Raw genomic sequence first — 4,539 nt, forward strand, 5'->3', positions numbered from 1 at the left:
GACCACCGCCCCCGCCCGCGCGGTCGCGCCGCGCCGCCCGTCGGCCGCCCGCGCCCTGCGCCGCCTCACCCTCACGGAGGGGCGCCTGTTCCTGCGGGACCCGTCGAACGCGTTCTTCGCGATCGTCTTCCCCGGGCTCCTGCTCACGGTCCTCGGCCTCGTGATGCCGTGGGCGGACCAGCCCTTCGACGTCGACGACCCGATCCTGTCGCAGTTCACCGCCATCACCGGCTACACGCCGACGGTGCTCGCGCTCGCGGTCGGCACGGTCGCCTTCACGACGTACCCGACGACGATCGCGACGTACCGGCAGCGCGGCGTGCTGCGCCGGCTGTCGACCACGCCGGTCCCGCCGACGCGCGTGCTCGTCGCGCAGGTCGCCGTGAACCTCGCGGCGCTGCTGGTCGCAGCGGCGCTCGCGTTCGTGCTCGGCGTGCTCGTGGTCGGCGTCGAGGCGCCCACGCAGCCGCTGCTGGTCGTCGGGGCGTTCGTGCTGTCGGTGCTCGCGGCGTTCGCGGTGGGCTCGCTCATCGCGGCGGTCGCGCCGACCGGTCCGGCGGCGAACGGCATCGGCGCGACCGTCTACTTCCTGTCGCTGTTCTTCGCAGGGGTGTGGCTGCCCCTGCCGCTCATGCCGGACGTCGTGCAGACCATCGCGCAGTTCACGCCGCTCGGGGCGGCGGCGCAGGCGATGTCGGCCGCGTGGTTCGGGCAGCCGTTCCCGGGGGTCGAGCTGCTCGCGCTCGCCGGGTGGGCGCTGGTCGGGATCCCGCTCGCGGCGCGGCTGTTCCGCTGGTCGTGACCGTCTGACAGCTCCCGGAGGGGGGAGCGCGACGGCCCGTCGGGGAGGTGTCCCGACGGGCCGTCGTCGTGGGAGCGGCGTGGGAACGCGACGACGTGCGCACGCGCCGTGGTCGCGCTCCCACCCGAAAGGTTTAGGAGTCTGGACGGTCCCTGTGCGGTTGCGGATGGTTGGCCCGACCTGCCCGACGTGCACCCCGAGCCGCCCCGCATCGACGCGGGCACCGGCCCGGGGCCAGGCCGGGCAGGAGTGCACCTCCGCCACCGTCCCGCGCGTGCCCGCACGGGACCCGGTGGGCACGCCGGCGCGACGTCGCGCGGGCAGGCCCGCACACCACGAAAGGTACGGACGATGTCGTCAACGACCCGCCGGCGAACCGCCTGGGTGGCTGTAGCCACCGTAGGTGTGTCGTCGTTCCTGGCGACCGCGGGGATCACCCCCGCGCTCGCCGCGACCGGAGCAGGCTTGCCCGCCACGGTCACCGTCCCCGCGGCCTCGCCGGTCCGCGCCGCCGTCGACGGCGAGTACGCGAACCGGTTCCTCGCGCAGTACGACAAGATCAAGGACCCGGCCAACGGGTACTTCAGCGCCCAGGGCATCCCGTACCACGCCGTCGAGACCCTCATGGTCGAGGCGCCCGACTACGGCCACGAGACGACCTCCGAGGCGTACTCGTACTGGCTGTGGCTCGAGGCCCTCTACGGCCAGGTCACCCAGGACTGGGCACCGCTCAACCACGCCTGGGACACGATGGAGAAGTACATGATCCCCCAGTCGGTGGATCAGCCCACGAACTCCTTCTACAACCCCAACTCGCCGGCCACCTACGCGCCCGAGTTCAACCACCCGAGCTCCTACCCGTCGCAGCTCAACAGCGGCATCACCGGCGGCACGGACCCCATCGGCGCCGAGCTCAAGTCGACCTACGGCAACGCGGACGTCTACCAGATGCACTGGCTGGCCGACGTCGACAACATCTACGGCTTCGGCGCCACGCCGGGCGCGGGCTGCACGCTCGGCCCGACCGCGACCGGCACGTCCTTCATCAACACCTTCCAGCGCGGCCCGCAGGAGTCGGTCTGGGAGACCGTCCCGCAGCCGTCGTGCGAGGAGTTCAAGTACGGCGGCAAGAACGGGTTCCTCGACCTGTTCACCAAGGACGCGTCGTACGCCAAGCAGTGGAAGTACACCTCGGCGTCCGACGCCGACGCGCGCGCCGTCGAGGCCGTCTACTGGGCCAACCAGTGGGCGACCGAGCAGGGCAAGGCCGCCGACGTCGCCGCGACCGTGGCGAAGGCCGCCAAGATGGGCGACTACCTGCGGTACACGCTCTTCGACAAGTACTTCAAGAAGATCGGCTGCACCTCGCCGTCCTGCGCCGCCGGCCAGGGCCGTGAGGCCGCGCACTACCTGCTCTCCTGGTACATGGCGTGGGGCGGCGCGACCGACTCCAACGCCGGCTGGGCGTGGCGCATCGGCTCGTCGCACGCGCACTTCGGCTACCAGAACCCGCTCGCCGCGTGGGCGCTGTCGACCGACCCGAAGCTGACGCCCAAGTCGCCGACCGCCAAGTCCGACTGGACCGCGTCGATGCAGCGCCAGCTCGAGTTCTACACGTGGCTGCAGGCCTCCAACGGCGGCATCGCCGGTGGCGCGACGAACAGCTGGGACGGCGCCTACGCCACCCCGCCGGCCGGCACGCCCACGTTCTACGGCATGGGCTACACCGAGGCTCCCGTCTACGTCGACCCGCCGTCGAACCGCTGGTTCGGCATGCAGGCGTGGGGCGTGCAGCGCGTCGCCGAGCTCTACTACGCGTCGGGCAACGCCCAGGCGAAGAAGATCCTCGACAAGTGGGTCCCGTGGGTCGTCGCGAACATCTCGACCGACGGCGCCAACTGGAAGGTCCCGAGCGAGCTCAAGTGGACCGGCAAGCCGGACACCTGGAACGCCGCGTCGCCGACCGGCAACCCGGGCCTGACCGTCGAGGTCACGTCCTACGGCCAGGACGTCGGCGTCGCCGGCGACACCGCCCGCGCGCTGCTGTTCTACGCCGCCAAGTCGGGCGACACCGCGTCGCGCGACAAGGCCAAGGCGCTCCTCGACGCCATCTGGACCAACAACCAGGACCCGCTGGGCGTCGCGACCGTCGAGACCCGCGGCGACTACAAGCGGTTCGACGACACCTACGTCGCCAACGGTGACGGCATCTACATCCCGTCCGGCTGGACCGGCACGATGCCCAACGGCGACGTCATCAAGCCCGGCGTGTCCTTCCTGGACATCCGCAGCTTCTACAAGAAGGACCCGCAGTGGTCCAAGGTCCAGGCCGCGCTCGACGGTGGCGCCGACCCGAAGTTCACGTACCACCGGTTCTGGGCCCAGACGGCCATCGCCGGTGCGCTCGCGGACTACGCGCGGCTCTTCGACGACGGCACCACCACGCCGGACACCACGCCGCCGTCGGTCCCGACGGGCCTGCAGGCGGGTCTCGTCACCTCGACCGAGGCGACGATCTCCTGGACGGCCTCGACGGACGACACCCGCGTGGCGTCGTACGACGTGTACCGCGGCACCACGAAGGTCGGCTCGTCGACGACGACGTCCTTCACCGAGACCGGCCTGACCCCCTCGACGGCGTACTCGTACACCGTCCGGGCGGTCGACGCGGCCGGCAACGTGTCCGCGGCGTCCTCGGCGCTCGCGGTCACCACGAAGGCGACGCCGTCCGACACGACGGCGCCGAGCGTGCCGTCGATCCTGTCGAGCGCGAGCACGACGAACAGCGTGACGGTCGTGTGGTCCGCGTCGACGGACAACACGGGCGGCTCGGGCCTCGCCGGGTACGACGTGTACCGCGGCACGACCCGCGTCGGCCAGACGACGGGCACGACGTTCACCGACACCGGCCTCACCGCCGCGACCGCGTACCAGTACTCGGTCCGGGCGCGTGACGTCGCCGGCAACGTGTCCGCCGCCTCGACGGCCGTCACGGTCACCACGAAGTCCGACACCACGCCGGACACGACCGCACCGAGCGTCCCGACGGGTCTCACCGCCACGACGGTCGGCGAGACGAGCGTGACCCTCACGTGGAACGCGTCCACCGACACCGGAGGCTCGGGCCTCGCGGGCTACGACGTCTACCGCGGCACGACGAAGGTCGGCACGCCGACCTCCGCCACGTACACCGACAGCGGCCTCACCGCCGCGACGGCGTACCAGTACACCGTCCGGGCACGCGACGTCGCGGGCAACGTCTCCGCCGCGTCGAGCGCCCTGTCGGTCACCACGAAGTCGGGTCAGCAGACCGGCTCGTGCAAGGTCACCTACAACGCCAGCAGCTGGAACACGGGCTTCACCGCCTCGGTGAAGGTCACCAACACCGGCACGACCGCGCTGAGCAGCTGGAGCCTCGGCTTCTCGTTCGCCAACGGTCAGAAGGTGCAGCAGGGCTGGAGCGCGAACTGGACGCAGTCCGGGTCGACGGTGACCGCGACGAACGCCGCGTGGAACGGCACGCTGGCCCCCGGCCAGAGCGTCGACATCGGCTTCAACGGCTCGCACTCGGGCACGAACACCAACCCGACGGCGTTCACGCTCAACGGCGCGGCCTGCAGCTGACGCCACCCGCACGACACCGAGGCCGGTCCGGGCACGTCCCGGGCCGGCCTCGGCCGCGTCCCGGTCGGCCGGGTCCCGCCGGCGGTCCCGGTCGGCCGCGTCCTCTCGCGCCG

2 protein-coding genes are annotated in these 4,539 nt (G+C 71.8%); both read left to right on the forward strand.

Annotation, left to right across the window (positions count from 1 at the left end; translation table 11 throughout):
- A partial coding sequence (locus HGA02_RS11325; RefSeq protein WP_168679097.1) for an ABC transporter permease occupies positions 1–802 on the forward strand: 802 nt, incomplete at its 5' end.
- Positions 803–1,153: 351 nt separating this feature from the next.
- Positions 1,154–4,426: a glycoside hydrolase family 48 protein gene (locus tag HGA02_RS11330; protein WP_168679098.1), complete on the forward strand. Its 3,273-nt coding sequence runs from the start codon at positions 1,154–1,156 to the stop codon at positions 4,424–4,426.
- Positions 4,427–4,539: the final 113 nt, after the last annotated feature.

The organism is Cellulomonas septica (assembly GCF_012396155.1).
In the GTDB taxonomy this organism is placed as follows: domain Bacteria; phylum Actinomycetota; class Actinomycetes; order Actinomycetales; family Cellulomonadaceae; genus Cellulomonas; species Cellulomonas septica.

Bases quoted from the DNA above. Each gene is read 5' to 3' on its own strand.
- HGA02_RS11330 (WP_168679098.1), top strand. From the start codon at position 1,154: ATGTCGTCAACGACCCGCCGGCGAACCGCCTGGGTGGCTGTAGCCACC.